General features: G+C 72.9%; 20 protein-coding genes and 1 pseudogene. 3 read left to right on the top strand and 18 right to left on the bottom strand.

Going from position 1 to position 24,957, the window contains the following annotated elements; all coding sequences use genetic code 11:
- Nucleotides 1-51: 51 nt before the first annotated feature.
- The 8 genes and pseudogenes from PCA76_RS07595 to PCA76_RS07560 all read right to left on the bottom strand — a co-directional run bounded on the left by PCA76_RS07595 (nucleotide 52) and on the right by PCA76_RS07560 (nucleotide 7,388).
- Entirely contained in the window at nucleotides 52-765 is a 714-nt protein-coding gene (locus tag PCA76_RS07595) for a 3-keto-5-aminohexanoate cleavage protein (RefSeq protein WP_272616307.1), read from the bottom strand.
- 16 nt (nucleotides 766-781) lie between these two features.
- Nucleotides 782-1,483 (bottom strand): regulatory protein RecX, encoded by a 702-nt coding sequence (locus PCA76_RS07590; protein WP_272616305.1) that lies wholly within the window; start codon nucleotides 1,481-1,483, stop codon nucleotides 782-784.
- A 14-nt stretch (nucleotides 1,484-1,497) separates the two neighbouring features.
- Nucleotides 1,498-2,544: a recombinase RecA gene (gene recA, locus PCA76_RS07585; RefSeq protein WP_272616303.1), complete on the bottom strand. Its 1,047-nt coding sequence runs from the start codon at nucleotides 2,542-2,544 to the stop codon at nucleotides 1,498-1,500.
- A gap of 184 nt (nucleotides 2,545-2,728) precedes the next feature.
- Nucleotides 2,729-2,929, bottom strand: a complete 201-nt coding sequence (locus tag PCA76_RS07580) for a DUF3046 domain-containing protein (protein ID WP_030489422.1) — start codon at nucleotides 2,927-2,929, stop codon at nucleotides 2,729-2,731.
- Between the two features lie 5 nt (nucleotides 2,930-2,934).
- Entirely contained in the window at nucleotides 2,935-4,269 is a 1,335-nt protein-coding gene (locus tag PCA76_RS07575) for an MFS transporter (RefSeq protein ID WP_272616300.1), read from the bottom strand.
- Between the two features lie 323 nt (nucleotides 4,270-4,592).
- Nucleotides 4,593-4,946, bottom strand: a complete 354-nt coding sequence (locus PCA76_RS07570) for a hypothetical protein (RefSeq protein WP_272616298.1) — start codon at nucleotides 4,944-4,946, stop codon at nucleotides 4,593-4,595.
- A gap of 68 nt (nucleotides 4,947-5,014) precedes the next feature.
- Entirely contained in the window at nucleotides 5,015-5,719 is a 705-nt protein-coding gene (locus tag PCA76_RS07565; protein ID WP_272616297.1) for a UdgX family uracil-DNA binding protein, read from the bottom strand.
- Between the two features lie 330 nt (nucleotides 5,720-6,049).
- Nucleotides 6,050-7,388: pseudogene (locus PCA76_RS07560) on the bottom strand (aminotransferase class I/II-fold pyridoxal phosphate-dependent enzyme).
- 34 nt (nucleotides 7,389-7,422) lie between these two features.
- Between PCA76_RS07560 and PCA76_RS07555 the strand changes: the two are divergent.
- Nucleotides 7,423-8,664 carry a bifunctional pyridoxamine 5'-phosphate oxidase family protein/GNAT family N-acetyltransferase gene (locus PCA76_RS07555; protein WP_272616295.1) on the top strand — a complete coding sequence of 414 codons (1,242 nt, stop codon included), beginning with the start codon at nucleotides 7,423-7,425 and terminating at the stop codon, nucleotides 8,662-8,664.
- Nucleotides 8,664-9,335: a leucine efflux protein LeuE gene (leuE, locus tag PCA76_RS07550; protein ID WP_272619235.1), complete on the top strand. Its 672-nt coding sequence runs from the start codon at nucleotides 8,664-8,666 to the stop codon at nucleotides 9,333-9,335. Before PCA76_RS07555 ends, leuE begins: the two co-directional genes overlap by 1 nt.
- Nucleotides 9,336-9,482: 147 nt before the next feature.
- Here the strand turns inward: leuE and PCA76_RS07545 are convergent, their stop codons facing one another.
- The 10 genes from PCA76_RS07545 to PCA76_RS07500 form a co-directional block, all read right to left on the bottom strand.
- The gene (locus PCA76_RS07545) at nucleotides 9,483-10,412 is read right to left on the bottom strand and encodes a sporulation protein (protein WP_272616293.1); all 930 of its coding nucleotides are present in this window, start codon (nucleotides 10,410-10,412) and stop codon (nucleotides 9,483-9,485) included.
- Between the two features lie 174 nt (nucleotides 10,413-10,586).
- Nucleotides 10,587-11,651 (bottom strand): hemolysin family protein, encoded by a 1,065-nt coding sequence (locus PCA76_RS07540; RefSeq protein WP_272616292.1) that lies wholly within the window; start codon nucleotides 11,649-11,651, stop codon nucleotides 10,587-10,589.
- A complete protein-coding gene (locus tag PCA76_RS07535; RefSeq protein WP_272616291.1) occupies nucleotides 11,648-13,003 on the bottom strand; it encodes a hemolysin family protein in 1,356 nt (451 codons plus the stop codon). Before PCA76_RS07535 ends, PCA76_RS07540 begins: the two co-directional genes overlap by 4 nt.
- A 182-nt stretch (nucleotides 13,004-13,185) precedes the next feature.
- On the bottom strand, nucleotides 13,186-13,545 hold the full coding sequence (gene mnhG, locus PCA76_RS07530; RefSeq protein ID WP_272619233.1) for a monovalent cation/H(+) antiporter subunit G: 360 nt from the start codon (nucleotides 13,543-13,545) through the stop codon (nucleotides 13,186-13,188).
- Nucleotides 13,545-13,808 carry a monovalent cation/H+ antiporter complex subunit F gene (locus PCA76_RS07525; RefSeq protein ID WP_272616289.1) on the bottom strand — a complete coding sequence of 88 codons (264 nt, stop codon included), beginning with the start codon at nucleotides 13,806-13,808 and terminating at the stop codon, nucleotides 13,545-13,547. The genes mnhG and PCA76_RS07525 overlap by 1 nt, the downstream gene beginning before the upstream one ends.
- Entirely contained in the window at nucleotides 13,805-14,416 is a 612-nt protein-coding gene (locus PCA76_RS07520; RefSeq protein ID WP_272616287.1) for a Na+/H+ antiporter subunit E, read from the bottom strand. The genes PCA76_RS07525 and PCA76_RS07520 overlap by 4 nt, the downstream gene beginning before the upstream one ends.
- Nucleotides 14,413-15,918: a Na+/H+ antiporter subunit D gene (locus PCA76_RS07515; protein ID WP_272616286.1), complete on the bottom strand. Its 1,506-nt coding sequence runs from the start codon at nucleotides 15,916-15,918 to the stop codon at nucleotides 14,413-14,415. The genes PCA76_RS07520 and PCA76_RS07515 overlap by 4 nt, the downstream gene beginning before the upstream one ends.
- Entirely contained in the window at nucleotides 15,918-16,397 is a 480-nt protein-coding gene (locus PCA76_RS07510; protein WP_272616285.1) for a Na(+)/H(+) antiporter subunit C, read from the bottom strand. Before PCA76_RS07510 ends, PCA76_RS07515 begins: the two co-directional genes overlap by 1 nt.
- 291 nt (nucleotides 16,398-16,688) lie before the next feature.
- Nucleotides 16,689-19,523 carry a Na+/H+ antiporter subunit A gene (locus tag PCA76_RS07505; RefSeq protein ID WP_272616284.1) on the bottom strand — a complete coding sequence of 945 codons (2,835 nt, stop codon included), beginning with the start codon at nucleotides 19,521-19,523 and terminating at the stop codon, nucleotides 16,689-16,691.
- Between the two features lie 183 nt (nucleotides 19,524-19,706).
- Nucleotides 19,707-20,093 carry a hypothetical protein gene (locus PCA76_RS07500; protein WP_272616283.1) on the bottom strand — a complete coding sequence of 129 codons (387 nt, stop codon included), beginning with the start codon at nucleotides 20,091-20,093 and terminating at the stop codon, nucleotides 19,707-19,709.
- A gap of 179 nt (nucleotides 20,094-20,272) precedes the next feature.
- On the opposite strand from PCA76_RS07500, the gene PCA76_RS07495 reads away from it, so the two are divergent.
- Nucleotides 20,273-24,937: an Lhr family helicase gene (locus PCA76_RS07495; protein WP_272616282.1), complete on the top strand. Its 4,665-nt coding sequence runs from the start codon at nucleotides 20,273-20,275 to the stop codon at nucleotides 24,935-24,937.
- Nucleotides 24,938-24,957: the final 20 nt, after the last annotated feature.

Here is a 24,957-nt window from a genome sequence, read left to right as displayed (position 1 = left end):
CGGCCGAGCGGGGTGTGACCCATCCGTCTCACTGAGGACACCGGCCCGACGTCAGCTGGCTCCGGCCGCCACCGCTGCCGCCACCAACGCCGCGTTGTCCGCAGCGGGCGAGCCGTCCGGCAGGTACAGGGTGTCCTCGAGCCCGATCCGGGCGTCCAGACCCCGGCGGACCGCCTCGGCGAGGACCGTCCAGGTCGCCGGGCCCTCGGCGTGCAGCAGCACCGGCGGTGCGTCCGCCGGCAGCGCGGCGAGGATCCGAGAGGCGTCTACCAGCGCGGCCACCACCTCCTCGGCCATGCACTCGACGAGGATCCGCCCGGCCGGCACCCGCCAACTCCTGTACGCCTCGACCGCGTCAAGCGTCCAGAGCCCCGCCTCGACGAGCACACCCCGCTCGTGCAGGGCGGCGGCGACCGCCTCGGCACCGGGTTCGTGCGCGTTGACCGAGACGAAGTCGGGCAGCACCGACCAGGCCCGGACGGCGGCCACCCGGGCGGCCGGGTCCGGTTCGATCCAGGCGCCGGTGCTCACCCCCACCGGCAGCCCCGGCCGGGCGGCACGGATCGCGGTGAGCGCGTCGGCGATCACCGCTGGGCGCAGCGACTCGGCCCCGGACGCGTCGCGGGGATGGACGTGCACGGCCGCGACGCCGAGCGCCGCGCAGCGGGCCGCGTCAGCGGCCAACTCTGCCGGGGTGACCGGCACGGCCGGGTGGGCGTCGCGGCTGCGACCGCCGTTCAGACACGCCTTCAGCAACCGGCCCACACCCCCAGCCCGTCGCTCACTCGGCCAGGCGGTTGTCGCGGTCCAGCTCGCCCTCGGCGTCGGCGAGCGCGTCGGCGTCTATCTGCTCGGCGAACTCGGCCGCCTCGGCGCTCTGCGCGGCAAGCGCGTCCTTCACTGCCCGGATCGCCACGCCGGGCGGGTAGCCCTTGCGGGCCAGCATGCCCACCAGTCGGCGGAAGACCGCGTCCGGCTCACCCCGGGCAGTGCGCAGCTTGCGCTCCACGAGGCTCCGGGCGGTGTCCGCCTCGGTCTCCTCGTCCAGCTCACCCAGTGCCTCGGTGGCAACCTCGCCGTCCACGCCCTTTCGGCGCAGCTCGTTGGCGAGCGCCCTCCGGGCCAGGCCACGCCCGGTGTGCCGGCTGGACACCCAGGCCCGGGCGAACGCGGCGTCGTCGATGATGCCGACCTCGTCATACCGGTCGAGCACCTCAGCCGACACCTCCTCGGAGATGCCCCGCTTTGCCAACGCCCCGGCCAGCTCGGCCCGGGTGCGTGGCCGGACGGCAAGCTGCCGCAGGCAGATCTCGCGGGCCACCTCCGACTCATCGCGAGGCGGTGCCGGGGACTCGACGGCGTCGGCCTCCTCGGACCGCCCCCGGCGGCCCCGCCGAGGGCGGGGCGGATCGCTGGCGTCGTCGCCCGTACGGGGCGGACTGGCATCCCAGCCCCTCCCCGTACGAGCGCGTCGTCCTGCCATGGGTCAGCGACCGGTCAGAAGTCGACCGGCGGCAGCTCCGGGCCACCGGCGGCGTCACCCGCGCCGACCCCGACGCCGAGCTTCTCCAGGATCTTCTTCTCGATCTCGGCGGCCACGTCCGGGTTTTCCTTCAGGAACTCCCGGGCCTTCTCCTTGCCCTGGCCGAGCTGGTCACCGTCGTACGTGTACCAGGCGCCGGACTTGCGGATGATCGCCTGCTCCACGCCGACGTCGATCAGCGAGCCCTCACGCGAGATGCCCTTGCCGTACATGATGTCGAACTCGGCCTGCTTGAACGGCGCGGCGACCTTGTTCTTCACGACCTTGACCCGGGTGCGGTTACCGACAACGTCGGTGCCGTCCTTGAGGCTCTCGATGCGTCGCACGTCGAGCCGGACCGAGGCGTAGAACTTCAGCGCCCGACCACCGGTGGTGGTCTCCGGGCTGCCGAACATCACGCCGATCTTTTCGCGGAGCTGGTTGATGAAGATCGCCGTGGTGCCGGTGTTGCTGAGCACACCGGTGATCTTCCGCAGCGCCTGGCTCATCAGCCGGGCCTGGAGGCCCACGTGGCTGTCGCCCATCTCGCCTTCGATCTCGGCACGCGGCACCAGAGCCGCCACCGAGTCGATCACGATGATGTCGATCGCGCCGGAGCGGATCAGCATGTCCGCGATCTCCAGCGCCTGCTCGCCGGTGTCCGGCTGAGAGACCAGCATCGCGTCGGTGTCGACGCCGAGGGCCTTCGCGTAGTCCGGGTCGAGCGCGTGCTCGGCGTCGATGAAGGCCGCGATGCCGCCGAGCCGCTGGGCGCTGGCCACCGCGTGCAGTGCCACCGTGGTCTTACCGCTGGACTCCGGGCCGTAGATCTCGACCACCCGGCCGCGCGGCAGACCACCAATGCCCAGCGCCACGTCGAGCGCGATGGAGCCGGTCGGAATGATCGCGGTCTGGACGACCGGCCGGTCACCCAGCCGCATCACCGAGCCCTTGCCGAATTGCTTGTCAATCTGAGCGAGAGCAAGGTCGAGTGCCTTCTCCCGGTCAGGCCCTGCTGCCATGGTTGCCACCCCTGCCTTCGCCGGCGTCTTTGCTGAGCTTCGCGTCACGCGGACACGCTAGGCGCTAGGTCCGACAGAAAACCAGCCGACGGGCCGCGAGCTGTGGACGAGCACCCCGCTGTGGACAATAGCCGAACAGGTGTACGACTCGAGAAGCGACACGCGGAAGCGGCGAAAAGGCTGCTCAGCGTAGTCGGGCGGGCACTCGATCGGGGTACGCGGCACAGACCGCCCGCCACACCACGTGCGTCTGCTCCCCCGACGCCAGTGCCTGCTCGATGGTCCGTCCGCCAAGCTGGGACAGCACCTGATCGCGGGCGATGCTGGCCGCGTAGCCGGGCCCGAACGCCTCATCCAGCCGCGTCCAGAAGTCGGTCAGCCGCACAGTGATCAGCCCTCCTCGTCCGGTGCCCCGGTCGGCACCGGGCGCAACGCTAGCGCCACCAGGGGCACTGCCGCGACCGCCGCGAGCAGGGTGAGCACGGGATATCCGGCGAACTGCATGACAAACCCGCTGACCACGGCGGCGCCGGCCCCGGCCAGTCCCATGATCAGGTCGGACAGCCCCTGGACGCTCGGCCGCACATCGGCCGCCACCGACTCGGACAGCAGCGTCGAGCCGGCCACCATCGTCCCCGACCAGCCCAACCCGAGCAGGGCCAGACCCACCGAGAGCCGGGGTGTGTCGTGCCCGGCGGTGCCGGCGACCGCGCAGGCGGCCAGCAACAGCCCGACCCCACCGAGGATCACCGCCCGTCGGCCGAGCCGGTCGGTGAGCCAGCCGACCACCGGGGAGAACGCGTACATGCCCGCGATGTGCAGACTCAGCACGATGCCGACCAGCCGCAGCACATCGGCGTCAGCGTGCGACTCACCGAGCCGGACCGGGGTCATCGCCATCACCGCCACCATCACCAGGTGACCCACCGCCACAGCGGCGATGCCGAGCCGGGCTGCCGGCCGCCCGCGTACCACCGACCAGGCCGCACGCATCCCGGCGCCACGCGGCGCGCGCACCCCGACCGGCGCGGCGGCCGTCGCCGCACCACCGCCACCGTCCGCCGGCGCCTCGGCCGCCGCGAGCCGCCGCGCGGTGAGCAGCGGGTCGGGCCGGAGCAACCCGAGGAGTACGACGGCAGCCAGCACGAACGCCACCGAGCTGAACGCGAACGGGCCGGCCAGCGGGGGCAGCCCCCAGCCGGTGGTGGCCCGGTCGGCCAACGCGGCGAAGTTCGGCGCGGCCACCGCACCGATGGTGGTGGCCCAGACGACCAGGGAGAGCTGCCGCCCTCGTCGGGCCGGCTCAGCCAGGTCCACCGCGGTGTAGCGAGCCTGCAGGTTCGCGGCGGTTCCCCCGCCGAAGAGCAGCATGCCGAGGAAGAGCAGCGGCACCCAGCGGGTGGCCGCGGCCAACACCACCAGTACGCCACCAACGGCACCGACCGCGTACGCCACCACCAGGCCCGGTCGCCGGCCGTGCCGCGCCATGATCCGGGTGACCGGAACGGCGAGCAGCGCCGCACCGACCACCCCGGCGCTCTGCGCGACACCGGCCACCGCGGTCCCGGCGATCCGTGCCGCGAGCAGCGCGCCCACGGCGATGCCGATGGTCACGCCGATCCCGCCGATGATCTGGGTGGTGAAGAGCAGCCGCAGGGTACGCCGCTGAATCGACGAGACCTCAGGTCCGGCGGCGGTACGCGGCGCGGTCAGGTCGGTGGCCATCGGCGCTCCTCAGGAAGGTGGTGACCCATCCTCGCGCACCCACGTCGACCATCGGCAGTGGGTTTAGCCAACGGCCGAACCGGCATACGTGACACGCCCCGACCTGCCGCCCGCCGCCCGCCGCCCGCGAGATCCGCGCAACTTCGGTGAAGTTGCTGCCTCAGCGCGCCGTGACCCCGCACTTTCCCTGAAGTTGCTGGGATCTTGGATCGGGCGGGCGTGGGCGGCGACGTGGTGGCGGTCGGCACCCCTGGAAGTTGTTCACGCACGCGGTCCTGGTGTGTTCGACGTGGCGAGCAGGGGTGTCAGCCTGCCGATCCGGGTCAGGGTGAGCGCGGCGACGGCCACACCGACGGCGGCGACCACACGTTGCCGGTGCGCAGTGCCTGGCAGAGCGCGTACCCCTCAGGATCCCGCCGGGTATCGCCCACGACTCGCTGGCTCAGGTACACCGCGGGCCCGATGCAGGCGGCGTTCAGCGCGGTGCTCAGCACGGCCTCGACCAGCGACTCCTGCCGCTCGAAGAGCCAGCGCACCGGCAGACCGATCAGGAGTGCCGCCGGCACCCAGTAGACGGCCATCATCTGCAACCCGGTCGCCCGCTCGACGAACCGCTTCCATCCACCACCACGCCCGGTGGTCACCCCGGCCCGACTCGCCTCGCTGTCGACATCCATCGACCCTTGCTACCCGCCCGGGGGTGGCCACGCAATCCTGGCGCGGCAAGCGTGGACAGGTCCCGGCGTCAGTCGGGCAGGGCGCGGGTGACGACGGTGAGGTCGGCGACCAGGCCCTCGTACGCCTTGTCCTGATCGTCGGCGCGCAGGACGGCGGACGGGTGGATGGTGGCCAGCAGCCGGGCCGTCGTCGCGGCGGCCACCCCGCCGGCGCTGTCGATCGGCACCCGGGTGAAGTCCTTCGGGTGCTGGGCCGACTCCGGCCAGGGCAGCAGCTCGCCCCGCTGCCGGGTGACCCGGAAGGACGGGCCGAGCAGCGCCTTGGCGGCGGTCGCGCCGAGCACCACCACGATCTCCGGGCGCAGCCGGGCGAACTCGGCGACCAACCAGGGTCGGCAGGCGGTGATGTGCACCTGGTCCGGGGTCTGGTGGATCCGCCGCTTGCCGCGCAGCTCGAACCGGAAGTGCTTCACAGCGTTCGTCAAATAGAGGTGACCCGGGTCCAGCCCGGCGTCGTCGACCGCGCGGCGCAGCAGCCGTCCGGCCGGGCCGACGAAGGGCAGCCCTTTTTGATCTTCCAGGTCGCCGGGCTGCTCGCCGACCAGCACCACCCGGGCACTCTCGTCGCCCCGGCCGAAGACCGTCTGCGAGGCGTCCCGGTGCAACTCGCAGCCCCGACAGCCGCCGGCTGCGGTGCGCAGGTCGTCGATGGTGTCGGCGTCGGGCGGGATGAACCGCTGGGCGCCCGGGGCGTTCCCGGTCTGCTCGGCCATGCCGACTGTTATATACCTGTTCGATGCTCGGTGCCGGGTACGCCCCGGCGCAGCGCCGGCCCACCCGCCGCGTCAGTACCCGTTACCGCCGCCGTCCCCACCGGAAGCGATCGCGATGAGCACGATGACGATGATGATGATCGCCACCGCAACCGCGATCCAGACTCCCTTACGCGCCCCACCTGAAGCCATAACCCCCACCTCCGGCGCCCCGCATACCCGCCCCGTCCGCCCCGAATCCTCGCGATCTTGCACTTTTTGCCCGGATAAATAGGCCATTCAGGGCATATCAACGACACAAACCGCAAGATCGCGGGGGCGGGGGGCGGGTTAGGTGGGGAAGCCTCGGGGTGGGGTGGGGTTTGTGGCTTTCGCCAGGGCTGCCGCCAGGGGGGTCAGATCCTCTGTGGTCAGGGGGCTGACGGTGATGCGGAGGGCTGGTGGCGCGGCGATGCGGTAGAGGGCGCCGGGGGCCACCGCCCAGCCGGCGTCGCGCAACGCGGTGACCGCGCTGGTCTCGTCCGCCACGGGCAGCCAGACGTTGATGCCGCTGCGGCCGTGTGCGGTCAGGCCGTGCTCGGCCAGCGCGGCCAGCAGCCCTTCGCGCCGCTGCTCGTAACTCTGCGCCGCCCGCTGCACCAGCTCGGCGACCGCCGGGTCCCTCCAGAGGGCGAGGACCAGCCGTTGCAGCACGGTGGAGACCCAGCCGGCGCCGACCCGCGTACGCCCGGTCACCCGGGCCACCGTGGTCTCGTCACCGACCAGCACCGCCAGCCGGAGGTCCGGGCCGAAGGGCTTGCTCACCGAGCGGAGGAAGGCCCAACTCCCGGTTGCGCCCGCCAGGGAATGCAGGGGTACGCGGGCCAGCTCGGCAGCGTGGTCGTCCTCGATCAACAGCAGGTCCCGCCGGCCGGCGAGCAGCGCCCGCAGGGCCTCGGCGCGGGCGGCGGAGACGGCGGCGCCGGTCGGGTTCTGTGCCCGGCTGGTGACCACCAGCGCCCGCGCTCCGGCGGCGAGCGCGGCGGCGACCCCGGCCACCAGCGGCCCCTCGTCGTCCAGCGGTACGCCGATCGGGCGCAGCCCCAGCGCGGCGACAAGGTCGAGCAGGTTGGCCCAGCCCGGGTCCTCCACCGCGACGGCGTCGCCGGGGCGCAGGTGCGCGCCGAGCAGCCGCTCGATGCCGTCCAGCGCGCCGCCGGTGAGGGTGAGCTCCCCGGCCGGTACGCCGTCGGCGCTCAGCCGGGCGCGGGCCGCCTCCGCCAGCTCGGGCAGCACCCCGGCGTCGGAGTAGCCGACCGACGGGCCGGCCTCGGTGGCGAGCGCCGCGAGGTGCGGGCCGAGCGGCGGGAGCAGACGGGGTTCGGGTTCGCCCCGGGACAGGTCTCGGGCGCCGGGCAACGGTGGGGGCGCAGCGCGGAGCGGCGGGCGGCCACCGGGGGCGGGGGCGTACCCGGGTGCCGTGCCGTCCGGCGGTGGCGACCAGGCCGCGTTGGCGCAGCTCCTGGTAGGCGCGGGCGACGGTGGCCGGGCTGACGCCCAACTCGACGGCGAGTGCCCGCACGGGCGGTAGGGCGGCCCCCGGTGGCAGGGCGCCCGTACGGATGCCCGACTCGATGCTGGCCGAAATCTCGAGAGCCGTCGAACCGGTGGGCTGATAGCGTGCTGACACAAATAAGAGATTGTACTAGAACAAAGGGGCGAGCATGTACCCACCCACCGCTCGGACCATCCCCAAGCGTTCCCGCGAACGGATGAGCTACGACGCTGCCGCCGCGCACGCCGTGCTCGACGAGGCGTACACCTGTGCGCTCGGCTTCACCGTCGACGGCGAGCCGCGCGTGCTGCCCACCCTGCACGTCCGCATCGGCGACACGCTCTACCTGCACGGCTCGACCGGCAGTCGGCCACTGCTCGCCGCCCGAGGCGACGGACTGGCGGTCTGCGTGGCGGTGACCCTGCTCGACGGGCTGGTCCTCGCCCGCTCCCAGTTCCACCACAGCGCCAACTACCGCTCGGTGGTCGCGCACGGCACCGCCCGACTGGTCACCGACGAGCGGGAGAAGACCGCGATGCTCACCGCACTGGTGGAGAAGGTGGCCGCCGGGCGCAGCACGGACAGCCGCCCGCCCAGCCGGCGGGAGATGGCCGAGACCGCCGTACTGGCGCTGCCGCTGCGCGAGGTGGCGGTCCGGTCCCGCACCGGTGGCGTCCGCGAGGACGAGGCCGACCTGCACCTGCCGCACTGGGCCGGGGTGCTGCCGCTGCGGCTGACCGCCGGCCCGCCCGAGCCGGCCGCCGGGGTCACCGCGCCGCTGCCGGCGCCACTACGGACCGCCCGTACGCCGTGGCACGACGCGGTGCCGCTGCGCGGCGAGCACGTCCTGCTGGAGCCACTGGACCTGGCCCACGCCGACGAACTGCACGCCGCGTGCGACGACGAAGAGGTCTGGCGGCACCTCAGTGCCGCGCGACCAACCGAACCGGCCGGCACCGCCGAGGTGGTCGCCGCCGCGCTGGCCGCACAGCACCGCGGCGAGCGGGCGCCCTGGGTGCAGCGCTGCGCGGCCACCGGGGCGGTGGTCGGCACCACCTCGTACTACGAGATCGACCCGGAACGGCGATCGGTGGCGATCGGGCACACCTTCCTCGGCCGCCCGTGGTGGCGTACCGGGATCAACACCGAGGCCAAGCTACTGCTGCTCGGCCGGGCCTTCGACGAGCTGGGCGCGGTGCGGGTGGCCTGGCACACCGACATCCGCAACGAGCGCTCGCAGGCATCCATCGAACGTCTCGGCGCTTCCCGGGAAGGGGTGTTGCGGATGCACCGGCAACGCCCGGACGGCTCCTGGCGGGACACCGTCCAGTACGCGATGACCGTCGACGAGTGGCCGAACGCACAGGCCAGGCTGCGGGAAAGACTTCGCCGAACGGCATCGGTGGCGTGATGATGGCGGGCGTGCTGGGGATCACCGACATCTGGACGTACGTACTGGGCACCGTGGCCATCATCCTGCTGCCCGGACCAAACTCACTCTTCGTGCTCTCCACCGCGGCCAAGCGGGGCGTCGCGGTCGGCTACCGGGCCGCTGGTGGGGTGTTCGTCGGCGACGGTGTGCTGATGTTCCTCTCCGCCGCCGGAGTGGCGTCGCTGCTCAAGGCGTACCCGCCGCTGTTCATGGTGATCAAGTACGCGGGTGCCGCGTACCTCGGTTACGTCGGGGTGACCATGCTGCTCGGCGCCTGGCGGCGCTGGCGCGACCGCAACGACCCGAGCACGCCGCGGCTCATCGACGCCGCCGAACCGGCGGCGATGCGCAGCCCGTTCCGCAAGGCGTTGGTGATCAGCCTGCTGAATCCGAAGGCGATCCTGTTCTTCATCTCGTTCTTCATCCAGTTCGTCGACCCCGGCTACGCCTGGCCGGCGTTGTCGTTCCTGCTGCTCGGGCTGATCGCCCAGGTGACCAGCGCGCTCTACCTGACCGCGTTGATCTTCGCGGGCACCTTCCTGGCCACCCAGTTCCGCCAGCGCCGCCGCCTGGCCGCCGGAGGCACCACCGCCATAGCCGCACTCTTCCTGGCCTTCAGCCTGAAGCTAGCCACAGCAAGCGCCAGCTAACCCCGCCACCCCCGAAACGCGTCACGCCCCTTGCTGTCCGCGTCGATCATGGACTTGTGGTGCCTCGCAAAAGGCGCAATACCGGATATTCATCCCACCACAACTCCATGATCGACGGGGGCGGGCGGGGGCGGGGTGGGGGTGGGGTTAGGTGCCGTCGCCGCCGGAGCCGCCGCCGCCGATTCCTGCGCCTCCGGCGGTGCCGCCTAGTCCGTAGCCGGGCCGGATCGGCTCGTCGGGATGGCGGCTGACGTGGGCGGACCCGGTGATCTGCGCGGACCAGTCGGCGTGCGCGGCCGCGGCGGCGTGCCGGTTGATCGCCCGGCGGATCCACCCGTCCACGGTGGCGACCCAGTCCCGCCGGTCGGCGTCCGCGTGCCAGAGCCGGAACCGGCTGATGCTCTGGTGGGTGATCCCGGCCAGTGCCAGCCGGCGATCCATCCAGAGGATCACCTCCAGGCCCGCCGAGTTGGTCACGAAGATCACCTCCAGCTCGGTGATCGGGCCGGCGTAGAGCGGCCCCACCCAGTAGCCCCAGCGCTGGTGCAGCGGCAGGGTGTGTTCCACCCCGGGCAGCCCGCCCTCCTGCAACCCGGCCTGGCGGATCATGAAACCCAGCGTGTCCAGCGCCGCCAGCACGTGCTGCTGGGTGGGGATCGGGTGCACGAAGACCGGCACCATGGCCCCCTGATCAAGATCGGGGTCGACGGACACCTCGGTACGCAGACCCATCCGCAGGCTCAGCAGCGGCACCCCACCGAAGATCGTCACCGGCGTCTCCCACGGCAGCGGCAACGCGAAGTCGACGGCCCGCCGCCGGCCGGCCGGTACGACGAACCGGCCGGCGATCGGCAGGTGGTGGAACTGCATGAGGCGCCGGGCCGCGGCCGGGTCGTCCGGCTCGACAGTGGTGACGAGGCCGAGCCGGATGTGCCGAACCAGCACGTCCTCCGGCCCGGCCTCGAGGGTCACCCGCCCCGGCAGGCGCAGGCCCGGTCGGGTGCTCGGGTTGGGGAGCGTGGTCTGCACGGTGAGCCCGGTCCAGCCGGACGCCCGGGACACCCCCGTCAGCCGCACCGCGCGCCCCCTCCCGGGACGGGACCCCGCCGGCCCCACACCAGCCGCGCCTACCCCGTCGAGGTGACCTCAAGCCCGCCGCGCCGACCCAGCCGCACCGAGCAACGCTGCCCCGCCGAGCAGCGCTGCCCCGCCGACCCGGCCGCACCGCGTCAGCGCGGCCGGGTCGGCAACTCAGCGCAACCGCCGCCCGCGCGGCACCGTGTCGGTCTCGTCGTCGAACTCGCCGATGACCTCCTCCAGGAGGTCCTCCAGGGCCACGAAGCCGACCGGTCGGGCCGGGCCACCGCCGTTGCGCACCAACGCGAGCTGCGACTGCCGGGCGCGCATCGCCGCGACCGCCTCGGTGACCGAGGACGTCGCGGGCAAGGTGAACGCGGGCGTCATCAGCTCCCCTGCGGTGGCGACGCGGCCGGTGGTGACCACTCGCACGGCCTCCCGGACGTGCACCAGGCCGCAGACGTCGCCCGCCTCGTCCAGCACCGCCAGCCGGGACCGACCGCTGTCCCGGCTGACCTCTTCGATCCGCTCGGCCGGGTCGCCCCGACGGACGGTGACCATGGTGTCGAACGGTTCCATCACCTGCGCCACCGACGTGCCCTGCAACTCCAACATGCTGGTCAGCAGTTGGTGCTGCTCGGCGCCGAGCAGCCCGTGCTCACGGGACTGCTCCAGCAGGATTCGCAGCTCGTCCGGGCCGTGCACCTGGGCGAGCTGATCCTGCTGGTTGACCCCGAACAGCCGCAGGATCGCGTTGGCCAGGGCGTTGAGCGCGGAGAGTATCGGCCGGGACACCCGGGCGAAGGCGCGGAACGGCAGCGCGAGCAGCGTCGCTGAGCGCTCGGCGTCGGTGATCGCCCACGACTTCGGTGCCATCTCCCCCACCACCAGGTGCAGGAAGGTGACCACCGCGAGAGCGAAGACCAGGGCGACGATGTGACTGGCCGCGTCTGGCAGGCCCACCGCGTGCAGCAGTGGGCTGAGGAGGTGTTCGATCGCCGGTTCGGCGAGCGCGCCGAGACCCAGGGTGCACAGTGTGATGCCGAGCTGCGCGCCGGCCAACATCAGCGACAGCTCGCGGACACCGTCCAGCGCGGCGCGTGCCGCTCGGCCGCCGTTCGCCGCCGCCTGCTCCAGGCGGTACCGCTTGCTGGCCACCAGGGCGAACTCGGCGGCCACGAAGAACGCGTTCAGCGCCAGCAGGATCACCGAGCTGAACAGCGCGATCCCGGGGCTCATGCGGTCACCCCCGGTCGGGTCAGTTGCAGCCGCACCGAGTCGGCCACATGCCGGTCCACGGCCAGCACCTCGACCAGCGCTCGGGGCTCCGCCTCGTTGTCCTCACCATCTGCGCCCTCGGGCAGCAGGATGATCTCCAGCCGGTCACCGACCTCCGGCACCCGGCCCAGCTCCCGCATCACCAACCCGGACAGCGTGTCGTACTCCGGGGCCTCGGGCAGTGCGATGCCGGTGCTGTCGGCGACCTCGTCGATCCGCCAGCGGGCCGGCACCACCCAGGACCCGTCGTCCTGCCGGGCCGGTGCCCGATCAGGTGGGTCGTCCTCGTCCCGGATCGGGCCGACCAGCTCCTCGGCGATGTCCTCCAGCGTGATCACGCCGGCGAAGCCGCCGTACTCGTCGACCACGCAGGCCATCTGCCGGTGCCCGGACCGCAGGCGGTCGAGGACGGTGGGCAGGGGCAACGTCTCCGGTACGAGCAGCGGTGGCCCGGCCACCGCACTCACCGGGGTGGTGGCCCGGTCCCCCGGGGGTACGCCGAGCACGTCGGCGATGCCGACGACGCCGATCAGGTCGTCGACGCCCTCCGTACCGCGTACCGGGAAGCGGGAGTGGCCGGTGTCCAGCAGCTCGACCACCCGGCTGACCGGTTCGTGCGCCCGTACGGTGTGCACGTCGACCCGGGGCACCATGGCCTCGCCGGCGGTCAGCTCACGGAAGTCCAGACCTCGGTCGAGCAGCGTGGACATCTCGGCGTCGAGGCTGCCCTCCTCGCGGGACTCGGCGATGATCTGTTCCAGGTCCGCCGGGGTGGCGCCGCTGGGCAGTTCCTCGATCGGTTCGATGCCGAACCGGCGCAGCAGACGTACGGATGCCCGGTCGAAGAGGTGGATCAGCGGCCCGGCGACGGCCAGGTAGATCAGGGTGGACCGGCTCAGCGCCCGGGCCAGTTGCTCGGCCCGCGCGATGGCCAGGTTCTTCGGGGCCAGCTCGCCGAGGACCATCTGCACGATGGTGGCGATGACCAGGGCCAACGCCACCGACAGCGGCAAACTGATCGCCTCGCTGACGCCGGCCACGCCGAGCAGGTCGGCGAGGCCACCGCCGAGGAACGGCTCGGCGACGTAGCCGACCAGCAGGGCGGTGACGGTGATGCCGAGTTGGGCGCCGGAGAGCATGAAGGAGAGGCGACTGGTGACGGTCAGGGCCCGGGCGGCGGCCGGATCGCCGTCATCGGCGAGCTGGCGCAGCTTGCCCCGGTCCACGGCGACGTAGCCGAACTCCTGCGCCACGAAGTATCCGGTGGCGGCAGTGAGCACGATGATCAGAAGGAGACCAACGACGATCAACACGGGTTGCTCAGGGCTCCCGGGGTCGTCGATACGGGGATATGCCGGGCACGACCCGGCTGGCTACTGCTGCCCTCCTGGGCAGAGGAGTCGATCATGCCTCTATTTTATCGGCGTCGGCTGGGACTCCGCTGGGGGTGGGCCGAAGGAGCATTTCGTCCGGTTCACCCGCCACGCCCGGGTCGTCACGCCGGTCCCGCCGACCCACCTTCCGATCCGCGTTCGGCCAGCTCATCGGCGTCGAGCAGGCTCCGGTCGAGCCGGCCCGACCGGTACGCGGCCCGCCCGATCATCTGGGCCGCGACCGGCGCGGTCGCCAACTGGAAGACCGCCACCAGCAGGATCATGCCCAGATCCGCCGGAGACCGCAGCCGCAACGCGATGCCCAGCAGCAGCAGGAGCACCCCGAGCACCTGCGGCTTGGTGGCCGCGTGCATGCGGGACAGCGCGTCCGGGAAACGCAGCACGCCGATCCCGGCGGCTAGGCCGAGCAGCGCGCCGGCCACCAGACAACCGGCGCCGAGCCAGTCCGCGATCGTCGCGATCACTGCTGCTCCCGGACAGCGAAGCGGACCAGCGACACCGAGCCCACGAAGCCGAGCAGGGAGAGCACCACCAGCACGGGCAGTGTGGTGGCGTGCCGATTCACCGCGGCTTCGGCGCCGACCGCGCCGACCATGGTGGCGAGCAGCATGTCCGCGGCGATCACCCGGTCCACCAGCGACGGGCCACGGTAGAGGCGGGCCAGCGCGAGGAGCGCGGTCACCGACAGCAGAACGGTGAGGACGGCGGCCAGGAACGTGGTCACGGGCGGGTTCCCTTCTCGGATGAGTCGGTCTCGAGGCGGCGCAGTTCGGCGCTGGAGCCCACCGCGCGGACGATGCGCCGCTCGACGGCGTGGGTGCGTTCCCGGGCCACGTCCAGGTCCGCCGGCCCGTGGGTGTCCAGCACGTGCAGGTAGAGCGTTCCGGAGTCCCGGTCCACCTCGAGGATCAGCGTGCCCGGCACCAACGAGACGGCCTCGGCGGTGAGCGCCAGGTTCAGGTCGGTGGGCACCCGTAACTGGACCGCGATGATCGCCCCGCGCGGCCGGTAGCCGGGCTGCACGGCGATCCGGGCGACGTGCAGACTCGCGCTGACCAGCTCCACAGCGAACCGGACCGCGAACACCAGCAGCGCCCGGGGCCGCAGCCGCCCACCGAAGCTGACCGCCGGCAGCGGAAAGAAGACCAGCACCGCGCCGCCCACCAGCAGGCCGCCGATCAGATTGGCCCAGTTGATGTCGCCCCAGAGCAGGTTCCAGACGACCAGCAGCCACCCGAGCGCCACCACCTGGTCCCGCCAGCGCCCAGGCCGGCCGCGCCCGGACGCCCCCGGCCCGGCGGCGTCGCGCGCCGTCTCGGGCGGGCCGGTCACGGCACGCCGTCCGGCAGCACGGCACGCACGTACGGGGTACGCAGGCGCAGGTCGGCCGCCGCGTCGGCGGTGACGTCGAAGAGCGGACCGGCCAGCACGGTCAACGCCACCCCGATGGCGACCAGGGCCACGGTGGCCCCGACCATCAGCCTCGGCAGCCGGACGGCCGGCTCGCTGGTGGCCAGGCGGGGCGCACGCCAGAAGGCGATGTTCCACACCCGGGACGCCACGTACAGGGTGAGCAGGCTGGTCAGCGTGCCAGCCGCGACCAGCACCCCGGGCAGCGGCCCGCCGACCGCCACCCCGGCCTGGAGCAGGCCGAGCTTGCCGAGGAAACCGGAGAACGGCGGCACCCCGGCGAGGTTCATGGCCGGGACGAAGAACAGCACACCGAGCAGTGGTGCCACCCGGGCCAGCCCGCCGATGCGGCGCAGGTCGGTGCTGCCGGCGCGCTCCTCGACCAGCCCGGCGACGAGGAACAGCGTGGTCTGGATGGTGATGTGGTGCACCACGTAGAAGATCGCGCCGGAGAGCCCGGCGGCGGTGCTCAACGCCACGCCGAAGATCATGTAGCCGATGTGGCTGACCAGGGTGAACGAGAAGAGCCGCTTCAGATCGGACTGCGCCACCGCGCCGAGGATGCCGACCACCATGGTCAGCCCGGCGACGACCATGAGCAGCCCATCGGCCTGCCCACCGGGAAAGAGCAACGTCTCGGTACGGATGATCGCGTAGACGCCGACCTTGGTGAGCAGACCCGCGAAGACGGCGGTGACCGGGGCGGGCGCGGTGGGATAGCTGTCCGGCAGCCACGCCGACAGTGGGAAGACCGCCGCCTTGATCGCAAAGGCCAGCAGCAACATCAGTTCCAGGGCCAGTCGGACGTCGCCGGGCAGGTCGTCGAGGCGCTGGGCGAGCTGAGCCAGATTGAGCGTGCCGGTGGCTGCGTACACCAGGCCGACCGCCGTCAGGAAGATCATCGAGGAGAGGATGCTGACCACCACGTACGTCGACCCGGTCCGGATCCGGGTCTCGGTGCCCCCCAACGTGATCAACACGAAGCTGGCAGCCAACAGGATCTCGAAGCCGACGAAGAGGTTGAACAGGTCACCAGCCAGGAACGCGTTGGTGACACCCGCGGTGAGCACCAGGTACGTCGGGTGGAAGATCACCACCGGCGTGGTCTCGCTCGTCTCGCTGCGCCCCTGACCGATCGAGTACAGCAGCACGCAGAGGGTCACCGCCGAGGAGACCACCACCATCAGCGCGGCGAGCTGATCGGCGACCAGCACGATGCCGACCGGTGCCGACCACGCGCCGACGGCCACCACCACCGGCCCGTACCGGTACGCCTGGACCAGCAGCAGCACCGCCACGACGAAGGTGCCGCTCAGGCAGAGCACGCTGACCGAGCGCTGGAGCCGGGGCTGCGCGGCCAGCAGCAGGGTCAGCGCCGCACCGAGCAGCGGCACCACCACCGGCAGCGGCACCAGCGCGCCCATCACGCCTCGTCCCCGCGTCGTAGTCGACGGCGGGCGGGCTCAGGATCGACCTGCTCCGGGTCGTCGTCCGGGCCCTCCCCACCGTGGTCGACGGCGCCCACCTCGTTACGCAAGGCCCGGCGGATGATCTGCTGGTCTTCCAGGTCGTCGGGCACCTCGTCGTCGCCGCTGAGATACCAACTGCGGTACGCCACAGCGAGCAGGAACGCGGTGAACCCGAACGTGATCACGATGGCGGTCAACACCATCGCCTGCGGCAGCGGGTCGCTCATCTGCTCCACCGGGCCGGTGCCGACAATCGGCGCCCCACCGGACCGCCCGCCCAGCAGGACCAGCAGGTTGACCCCGTTGCCAAGCATGATCACACCGAGCAGGATCCGGGTCAGGCTGCGCTCCAACAACAGGATCACCCCGCAACCGACAAGCACCGCGACGGCCAGCACCAGCACCAACGTCGGTCCAGCGCCGCCCGCCGTCACCGTGCCACCTCTGTTCGCGACTGCGGGGCTCGCAAACCCGGCTCACTCCTCGCGCTCACCGTGCCACCTCTGTTCGCGACTGCGGGGCTCGCAAACCCGGCTCACTCCTCGCGCTCACCGTGCCACCTCTGTTCGCGACTGCGGGGCTCGCAAACCCGGCTCACTCCTCGCGCTCACCGTGCCACCTCTGTTCGCGACTGCGGGGCTCGCAAACCCGGCTCACTCCTCGCGCTCACCGTGCCACCTCTGTTCGCGACTGCGGGGCTCGCAAACCCGGCTCACTCCTCGCGCTCACGGCCGCTCCCCCTTGTTGACGGCCAGGCCACCCGTGCCCGTTCCGGTGGCCTCGATGTGCCGGTCGACCTCGGCCCCGAGGCTGCGCAGGATGTCCAGCACCAGCCCGATCACGACCAGGTACACACCGATGTCGAAGAAGAGCGACGTGACCAGGTGGACGTCGCCGATCAGCGGCAGGGGATGGTCGACCTTGGCGCTCTCCAGCACCGCTCCACCGACCAGCAGCGCCACCAAGCCGCTGCCCACCGACACGGCCAGCCCGGCGCCGAGGATCAGCCCGGCGCCGATCGGCGCCGCCTCGGTCAGCTCGTACCGGCCGCCGGCCAGGTAGCGGACCACCAGGGCGAGACCCGCCACCAGACCGCCGGAGAAGCCACCGCCCGGCGCGTTGTGCCCCGAGAAGAGCAGGAACAGGGAGAACAGCACGACGGTGTGGAAGATCAGCCGGGTGACCACCTCCAGCACGATCGAGCGGCGCTCCTCGTACAGGGTGGGGCCGCCACGCAGCCACACCGGCCGACCGGGTCGGTTCACCCGCCGGTCCGACTCCGGCCGGCGCGGTCGCGGCCCCGTACGGGACTGCTCGAAGATCAGGCTGGCCACCCCGGTCGCGGCCACCACCAGCACCGACAGCTCGCCCATCGTGTCCCAGGCCCGGATGTCGACCAGGGTCACGTTGACCACGTTGCGGCCGTACCCATGGATCACCGCCAGGTCCGGGAAGGCGGCGGAGACGTCCGGTGCCCGCCGGGCGCCGGCCGCCACGAGGGCCAGACCGGCCGCCACGGCACCCACCGCCACCCCGATCGCCCGACGGACCCACCGGGTGCGCCGCAGCGGCCGGGCCGAGAACCGCTCCGGCAGGCGACGCAGCACCAGCACGAAGACCGCGATCGTCGCGGTCTCCACCAGGAACTGGGTGAGCGCCAGGTCCGGTGCTCCATGCAGGACGAACAGCATCGCGGTGCCGTAACCGGTCATCCCCACCAGCAGCATCGCGGTCAGGCGACGGCGGGCGCCGACCGCCAGCACCGCGGCCACCGCGATGATCAACACGATCACCGGTTGCGGCAGGCTGTCCCAGAGCCGGATCCGAGCCTGCCACGGGCTGGCGGAGAGCATCGCCGCACCGGGCACCAGCACCAGGACGACCAGGATGATGCCCAGATACTGCGGCAGGGAGCCGCGCTGAGTCGCTCCGGTGACCTCGATGGCCAGCCGGTCGAACCGGCCCACGACCCACTCGTATCCCTGGTTGCCGCTCACCGGCGAACGCAGCCGGGCCAGCACCGGGGCGAGCGGCCCGCGCACGGCGAAGAGCAGGCCGCCGCCAGCGAGCGCCACCGCGGACAGGCCGAGCGCCGGGGTCGGTCCGGACCAGAGCGCCAGGTGCGCGTCGACCCCGCCGAGCAGATCGGCGTACGGGCGCAGCAGGCCGTCCAGCACGCTCGCGGCCAGGCCGGCGAGCAGGCTGACCCCGACGAGCACCACCGGCGGGACCAGCAGCGACGCGGCGATCCGGCCCGGCTGGACCGGTTCCACGCCCGGCCGGTCAGCGAATGCGCCCCAGAGGAAGCGGGCGCTGTACGCGACGGTGAGCACTGTCCCGACGACCAGACCGGTGAGGAGCAACGGCTGGTCGGTGAACGCCTCGAACACCGCCTCCTTGGCCACGAAGCCGACCAGTGGCGGCACACCGGCCATCGACGCCGCGGCCAGCACCGCGAGCACGAACAGCGGCCGGGACCAGTGCCGCAGCCCGGACAGCTCGCGCAGGTCACGGGTGCCGGCACCATGATCGATGATGCCGACGACCAGGAACAACGCCGCCTTGAACAGGGCGTGTGCCAGCAGCATCGCGGTGCCGGCCAGGGCGGCGTCCGGGGTGCCCGACCCGGTCACCGCGATCAGCAGGCCGAGCTGACTGACCGTCCCGTACGCCAGCAGCAGCTTCAGGTCGGTCTGCCGCAGCGCGGCCCAGCCGCCGAGCAGCATGGTGGCCACGCCGGCGACCTGCACCACCGGTCGCCACGGGCCGACCGTGGCGAGCGCCGGCGCGAGCAGCCCGACCAGGTAGACGCCGGCCTTGACCATGGCGGCGGCGTGCAGGTACGCGCTGACCGGCGTGGGTGCCGCCATCGCGACCGGTAGCCAGGAGTTGAACGGCAGCACCGCCGACTTGGACAACGCGCCGGCCAGGATCAGCAGCACGGCGGCCACCAGGTATCCGCCGCCGGGCAGTGGCTGGTCGGCGATCTCCGACCAGCGGTAGGTGCCGGCGTGCTCGCCCAGCATGATGAACCCGACCAGCATGGCGAGCCCGCCCAGCGTGGTGACGGTCAGCGCCTGCGCCGCCGCCCACCGGCTGGAACGCCGTTCGCTGCTGTGCCCGATCAGCAGGTACGAGAAGACCGTGGTCAGCTCCCAGCCGACGTAGAGCAGCAGCAGGTCGTCGGCGAAGACCAGGACGAGCATCGCGCCGGCGAAGGCGACCAGGACCGCGGCGAACTGCGCCAGCCCCGTCGAGCCGGCGCTGAAGTAGCGGGCGCTGTAGACCAGCACCAGCGCGCCGATGCCGCCGATCAGCAGCGTCATCAGCCAGGACAGCGTGGTGAGCCGGAACGCGATGTCGAGGCCCAGTTGCTCGATCCACGAGTACGTCTCGACCACCGCCCCGCCGTCGCCGACGGCCGGGGTGTGCGCCACCGCCCAGCAGAACGCGGCGGCCGGCGCCAGCGCCAGCGGGTAGCACGCGCGCGGACCCCACCATTTGACGAGCAGGGGCGCAGCGAGGGCCGCCACGAGGTGGAGGATGAGCAGTACCAGCACCCGGGCTCCCGATCGAGGTGGCCGACGCCCGTGCAGCGGTGGCGGCGCCTAGCAGCGATCAGACGCCAGTTCGTCGCCCTTCGGGCGGTTTTGCCGGAATTCGTCCCATAGTCGACGGCGACGTCCCGGCCCATGGCCGCTGAAGGACCGACTACCGGGGGGCACCGCGCGGCACCGTCGTGGTCAGCGCAGCAGGGCGTCGCCGAGGGGCAGCGCGTCGTCGGGCGTGGGGCGGTCGCGGCACAGCTCGCTCAGCAGGTCGGGGCGGCCGAGCTGGCGTGCGACCCGGTCGACCACCCGCTCCGCGGCGGCCAGCGACCGCACCGACAGCAACCGACCGCGGCTCTCCCGGCGCAGCACGAAGTAGTGGACGGCGACACGGACCTGACCCCGATCGGCGGCGCTGGCCTGGGCGGTGCAGAGGACCAGCTCCCGCAGGCAGCGGGCGAGGCGTTCGGCAAGCTCGAGCTCGGGGCCGTGCAGGCCGCCGCGCAGCGCGGCCAGGTGGCCGTCGACCTTGCGAATCAGCACGTCGGTGCCGGGTGCGACGTTGCGCTGCTCGCCGGCCATCACATCACCCCACCCCGGTTCGCGTTGCGGGTGAAGTTACTTTATGTTGCTCCTTGGAAGCAAGCAGTTAAGTGAGACTTAACGTATTAAGCACGCGTTCCGTGTTTTTTGCCGTTGGTCCGGCACATTCCGTCGCGAGGTCGGCCGTGGTTGTCGTACCGGAGGAGCACGATGGACCGGTGACCGGGGCAGACGCAGACGCCGGCGCGGTGCTCGCCGGGTTCGGTCCGGCCACCCGCGCCTGGTTCGACGCCGCCTTCGCCGCGCCCACCGCCGCACAGACCGGCGCTTGGCGATCGGTCGCGGCCGGGCGCAACGCCCTCGTCGTGGCGCCCACCGGCTCCGGCAAGACGCTCGCGGCCTTCCTCTGGTCACTGGACCGGCTGTCCCGCGAGCCCGCACCGGCCGAGGCCCGCCAGCGGTGCCGGGTGCTCTACGTCAGCCCCCTCAAGGCCCTCGCCGTCGACGTGGAGCGCAACCTGCGCGCCCCGCTGGCCGGCATCCGGCAGGCGGCGACCCGGCTGGGCGTCGCACCGCCCGACATCACCGTCGGCATGCGCACCGGCGACACACCAGCCGACGAGCGACGAGCCTTCGCCCGCACCCCACCGGACATCCTCATCACCACGCCCGAGTCGCTGTTCCTGCTGCTCACGTCCGCGGCTCGCGACTCGCTGCGCGGCATCCAGACGGTGATCGTCGACGAGGTGCACGCGGTGGCCGGCAGCAAACGCGGCGCCCACCTCGCCCTCTCCCTCGAACGTCTCGACGAGCTGCTGCCCGCCCCGGCGCAGCGCATCGGCCTCTCCGCCACCGTCCGGCCGATCGACGCCTGCGCGCAGTTCCTCGGCGGCGCCCGTCCGGTCGACGTCGTGCAGCCGGCCACCTCGAAGACCATCGAGGTCAGCGTGCAGGTCCCGGTGGAGGACATGACCCGCCTGGACGAGCAGGAGCAGCCACCGGAGGACGACCTCGGCGGCCCCGGGCCACGCCGCGCCTCGATCTGGCCGGCCGTGGAGGAGCGCGTCTTCACGCTCATCGGGCAGCACCGCTCGACCATCGTCTTCACCAACTCCCGCCGCAGCGCCGAGCGCCTCTGCGCCCGGCTCAACGAACTGGCAGCCGAAGAGGTGGCCGCCGCGTCGGGCGAGGGCCTGGTCGGCGTACCGGAGGGGTTGTCGGCGGGCGACGGCCCGGCGGGCGACGGCCCGGCAGGCGACGCGCAGCGCTGGGGTGGCCCCGCCGGCCCGTTGCGCAGCCGGCCACCGGCGGAGGTGATGGCCCAGTCCGGTGCGGCCACCGGCGCGGCACCCGTGATCGCCCGCGCCCACCACGGCAGCGTCTCCCGGGAGGAGCGCAAGCACATCGAGGAGGCGCTCAAGTCCGGCCAGCTCCCGGCGGTGGTGGCCACCTCCAGCCTGGAGCTCGGCATCGACATGGGCGCGGTCGACCTCGTGGTGCAGATCGAGGCCCCGCCGAGCGTGGCCTCCGGGCTGCAACGGGTCGGCCGGGCCGGGCACCAGGTGGGCGCCGTTTCCCGTGGGGTGGTCTTCCCCAAGCACCGCGGCGACCTGCTCTCCTGCGCGGTGGTCGCCGAGCGGATGACCGCCGGCGCGATCGAGGAGCTGCACTACCCGCGCAATCCACTGGACGTGCTGGCCCAGCAGATCGTCGCGATGGTGGCACTGGAGCCGTGGCCGCTCGGCGACCTGGCCGTTCTGGTCCGCCGGGCCGCCCCCTTCGCCGAGCTGCCCGACTCCGCGCTGCACGCCGTGTTGGACATGCTCTCCGGTCGCTACCCGTCCACCGCCTTCGCCGAACTCCGTCCCCGACTGGTCTGGGACCGGGCCACCGACCTGCTCACCGGCCGTCCGGGCGCACAGCGACTCGCGGTCACCAGCGGCGGCACCATCCCCGACCGGGGCCTGTTCGGGGTCTTCCTGGCCGGCGCCGAGCGGGCCGCCCGGGTCGGCGAGCTGGACGAGGAGATGGTCTACGAGTCCCGGGTCGGCGATGTCTTCCTGCTCGGCTCCTCCTCCTGGCGCATCGAGGAGATCACCCCCGACCGGGTCCTGGTCTCGCCCGCCCCCGGGCAGGCCGCGCGCATGCCGTTCTGGAAGGGCGACCAGCTGGGCCGACCGGTGGAGCTGGGCCGAGCCATCGGCGCCCGGGTGCGCACCCTGCTGCGGCAGAGCGATGAGGCGGCGCTGGCCGCGCTACGCGACGGCGGGCTGGACGAGTGGGCCGCCGGCAACCTGATGGCCTACCTGCGCGAGCAGCGGGAGGCGACCCGCTCGCTGCCCGACGACCGGACGATCCTGGTCGAGCGGTTCCGCGACGAGCTGGGCGACTGGCGACTGGCCGTGCACAGTGTCCTCGGTGCCCGGGTCAACGGGCCGTGGGCCCTCGCGGTGGCCCGCCGGCTGGCCGAACGGTACGGGGTGGACGCCCAGGTGATGCCCTCCGACGACGGCATCGTGGTGCGACTTCCGGACACCGCCGACGAGCCACCTGGCGCCGACGTGGTGGTCTTCGAGCCGGACGAGATCACCCAGCTCGTGGAGGAGTCGGTCGGCACCTCCGCCCTCTTCGCCGCCCGCTTCCGGGAGTGCGCCGCCCGGTCACTGCTGCTGCCCCGCCGCGACCCGCGCCGCAGGCAGCCGCTCTGGCAGCAGCGGCAACGCGCCGCGCAGCTGCTCGACGTCGCCCGCGAGTACGCGGACTTCCCGGTCACCCTGGAGGCCGCCCGCGAGTGCCTTCAGGACGTCTTCGACCAGCCGGCGCTGGCCGGGCTGATGCGCGACCTGGCCACCCGGAAGGTGCGACTGGTCGAGGTGGAGACCAGCGCGCCGTCCCCGTTCGCCCGGTCGCTGCTCTTCGGCTACGTCGGCGCGTTCCTCTACGAGGGTGACGCGCCCCTCGCCGAACGGCGCGCCGCCGCGCTCGCCCTGGATTCCACGCTCCTCGGCGAGTTGCTCGGCCGGGTCGACCTGCGTGAGTTGCTCGACCCTGCCGTGCTCGCCGAGACCGATCGGCAGCTGCGCTGGCTGACCGAGCAGCGCCGCCCCCGCGACGCCGAAGACGTCGTCGAGCTGCTGCGGGTGCTCGGTGACCTGAGCGACGCCGAGTTGACCGAGCGGGGTGTGCCGGAGTCCTGGCTGACCGAGCTGGAGGCCACCCGTCGGGTGCTGCGGGTCCGGATCGCCGGCGAGCAGCGCTGGGTGGGTGTCGAGGACGCCGCACGACTGCGGGACGCCCTCGGCGTGGCGCTGCCGGTCGGGGTGGCCGAGGCGTACCTCGCCCCGGTGGCCGACCCGCTCGGTGACCTGGTGGCCCGCTACGCGCGCACCCGCGGGCCGTTCGCCGCTGCCAGCTGCGCGGCCCGCTTCGGGCTCGGCGTGTTCGTCGTCGAGCAGGCGCTGCGCCGGCTCGGCGCCACCGGGCGGGTGGTCTCCGGGGAGTTCACCCCGGACTCGGCCGGCGCTCAGTGGTGCGACGCCGAGGTGCTGCGGATGCTGCGCCGCCGTTCGCTCGCGGCGCTGCGCCGGGAGATCGAGCCGGTGCCACCCCGGGCGCTGGCCACGTTCCTGCCCCGCTGGCAGCAGGTCGGCTCGTCCGCCCGAGGTGTGGAGGCGCTGGCCGCGACGGTGGAGCAGTTGCAGGGCGCCACGGTGCCGGCGTCCGCCCTGGAGCGGTTGGTGCTGCCCGGTCGGGTCGCTGACTACTCCCCCGCCCAGCTCGACGAGCTGTGCGCCAGCGGGGAGGTGCTCTGGGCGGGATCGGGGGCGATCTCCGGGGGCGACGGCTGGGTCACCCTGGCGTACGCGGACGCCGCCCCGCTGCTGCTGCCGCCACCCGACGAGGCGCTGACCCGCACCCCGTTGCACGAGGCGGTGCTGGACGCGCTCGGCGACGGGCAGGCGCTGTTCTTCCGACCGCTGGCCGACCGGGTGGGCTCGACCGACGACGCCGCCCTGACCGGGGTGATCTGGGACCTGGTCTGGGCCGGGCATCTCACCAACGACACCCTCGCCCCGCTGCGCGCTGTGCTCGGCGCCGGCGGAGCGCACCGGTCGCGGCCGTCCGCGCCGCGCACCCGTTACCGGCGGCCCGGTCGGGTCGCGCTGCCCACCCGTGGTGGCCCGCCGACCGTCGCCGGCCGCTGGTCACGCCTACCGGAACGGGACGTCGACCCGACGCGACGGGCCGCCGCCCTGGCCGACGTGCTGCTGGAGCGGCACGGCGTGGTCACCCGCGGCGCGGTGATGGCCGAGCAGGTGGTCGGCGGGTTCTCGGCGGTCTACCCGGTGCTGTCCGCGCTGGAGGAGCGCGGCACCGCCCGCCGGGGCTACTTCGTCGAAGGGCTGGGCGCGGCCCAGTTCGCGGTGCCCGGTGCGGTGGACCGGCTGCGCGCACTGGCCGAGCCGACCGACGGCGCCCGGGGCCGGGGCACGCCCGCCACCGTGCTCGCCGCCACCGACCCGGCCAACCCGTACGGCGCGGCGCTGCCCTGGCCGGAACGGGTGGTCGACTCCGGCGACGGGGCTGCCCCGGCGACCGGGCACCGGGCCGGCCGCAAGGCAGGTGCGCTGGTCGTGCAGGTCGGCGGCGACCTCGTCCTCTACGTGGAACGCGGCGGCCGGACGCTGCTCTCGTTCACCGACGACACCGACACGCTCGCCGCGGCCGGCAAGGCGCTGGCCGACGCCGTTCACTCCGGGGCGTTGGGGGCGATGTCGGTGGAGCGGGCCGACGGCGAGGCGGTGCACTCCTCGCCCCTGCGCGACGCGCTGACCGCCGCAGGCTTCCGGGCCACCCCTCGCGGCCTGCGCCTACGCGGCTGACCTACCCGCCGCAGCCGAAC

Origin of the sequence: Micromonospora sp. LH3U1, from assembly GCF_028475105.1 — a bacterium.
Taxonomy (GTDB): Bacteria; Actinomycetota; Actinomycetes; order Mycobacteriales; family Micromonosporaceae; genus Micromonospora.
The sequence above is the reverse complement of the archived record's forward strand: the minus strand, read 5'-3'. Positions and strand labels throughout refer to the sequence as shown.

Excerpts from the sequence above, each read along its gene's own strand:
- PCA76_RS07590 (WP_272616305.1), bottom strand. The coding sequence starts at position 1,483 with ATGGCAGGACGACGCGCTCGTACGGGGAGGGGCTGGGATGCCAGTCCG.
- recA (WP_272616303.1), bottom strand. The coding sequence starts at position 2,544 with ATGGCAGCAGGGCCTGACCGGGAGAAGGCACTCGACCTTGCTCTCGCT.
- PCA76_RS07575 (WP_272616300.1), bottom strand. The coding sequence starts at position 4,269 with ATGGCCACCGACCTGACCGCGCCGCGTACCGCCGCCGGACCTGAGGTC.
- PCA76_RS07570 (WP_272616298.1), bottom strand. The coding sequence starts at position 4,946 with ATGGATGTCGACAGCGAGGCGAGTCGGGCCGGGGTGACCACCGGGCGT.
- PCA76_RS07565 (WP_272616297.1), bottom strand. The coding sequence starts at position 5,719 with ATGGCCGAGCAGACCGGGAACGCCCCGGGCGCCCAGCGGTTCATCCCG.
- PCA76_RS07555 (WP_272616295.1), top strand. The coding sequence starts at position 7,423 with ATGTACCCACCCACCGCTCGGACCATCCCCAAGCGTTCCCGCGAACGG.
- leuE (WP_272619235.1), top strand. The coding sequence starts at position 8,664 with ATGATGGCGGGCGTGCTGGGGATCACCGACATCTGGACGTACGTACTG.
- PCA76_RS07540 (WP_272616292.1), bottom strand. The coding sequence starts at position 11,651 with ATGAGCCCCGGGATCGCGCTGTTCAGCTCGGTGATCCTGCTGGCGCTG.
- PCA76_RS07515 (WP_272616286.1), bottom strand. The coding sequence starts at position 15,918 with ATGGGCGCGCTGGTGCCGCTGCCGGTGGTGGTGCCGCTGCTCGGTGCG.
- PCA76_RS07500 (WP_272616283.1), bottom strand. The coding sequence starts at position 20,093 with ATGGCCGGCGAGCAGCGCAACGTCGCACCCGGCACCGACGTGCTGATT.